The organism is Collinsella aerofaciens, assembly GCF_039836695.1.
Lineage (GTDB): Bacteria > Actinomycetota > Coriobacteriia > Coriobacteriales > Coriobacteriaceae > Collinsella > Collinsella aerofaciens_BD.
On record NZ_JBDPAC010000045.1, the window covers coordinates 1,102 to 2,288 of the forward strand.

Sequence of the window (1,187 nt, forward strand, 5' to 3'; positions counted from 1 at the left end):
AGCTATAGAAGGTATTGAAAATCATGTTGTTAAAAAGTATAAGAGTAATAGTGGTGGCGATAAGAGAGCCGTAGTAGCTTTAGCCGACACTGAAACTGGAGAAGTGTTTAAGACTTCGTTTATCCGTCAAATAGAAGTAGATGAAGAACAATTCACTAAATTGTATCTTTCTAACTTTGCTGCATTCTTTGACCTATCACAAGCAGCTATTCGGGTTTTTGGTTACTTTATGACCTGCATGAAACCCAAAAATGATTTAATCATCTTCAATAGAAAAAAATGCCTAGAATATACCAAATACAAAACAGACAAAGCCGTTTATAAAGGACTTGCAGAACTTGTAAAAGCTGAAATCATAGCCCGAGGACCAGCCGATAATCTTTGGTTTATTAATCCTCTGATAGTATTCAATGGTGACCGAGTGACATTTGCTAAAACATACGTTCGGAAAAAGACTTTAGCTGCCCAAAAGAAAGAAGAAGCAGAGAAACGACAGTTATCACTTGGTTTTGATGAACTGTAACACTCCATTGAGTGAAGCTGCCGTTTGGTCGCTCCCCCTTTGGGGGCGGGGGGGGATAGATAAAGTTCCTCTATGTAAAGTTATAATGGGGGATGAAAGGCAAGGTTCGCTAACCTTACCCCGATTGTTTATGCTTCCCAGCATTCAATCTATCCCCGTTTATGGGTTTCTCTTTCACCCTACAAAGATAACCTCATGGGGGAAAAATGTCCAAGAATATGGGGTAAAAACTATCAAGTCGGTAGAAAATAAGTATCTTTGAAGTACATTTTTAGTAGAGGTACTGGTATGCCTAGACGAAGCAGATAGGCAAAAATAAAGCCGCTGGAGATGTCGGATGTCCGTCAATTAACTCCAGCGGCTTGTATTTTGGTAACTCTCCCGTATCGGTCGGCTACCGTTTGGTCAGCAACAAAGGTAGTACTTTATTGTCGCAAATCCAAATGTTTTCCCCTTTATTTGTGCATTTACAGAACATTTGCTAACTTCGCACCTATGCAGTATGGTGATAGCACACTAGCACCCTAAAGGGTGCGTGTGTAAGGGGACAAGCCCCCTTAACCCCCTGTCAGCCGGCTGTCACCGGCTGTTATCGATTGTCACAAAAATGTTAACTTATGGGAGCAACAAGTATTCATGTACAAGCAGTGAAGCCGGGGAGTGA

General features: G+C 41.3%; 1 protein-coding gene. It reads left to right on the forward strand.

Annotated elements, in window-relative coordinates; translation table 11 throughout:
* The coding region (locus ABG996_RS10655; RefSeq protein ID WP_347500989.1) for a replication/maintenance protein RepL at positions 1–523 on the forward strand (523 nt) is incomplete at its 5' end.
* Between the last annotated feature and the right edge of the window lie 664 nt (positions 524–1,187).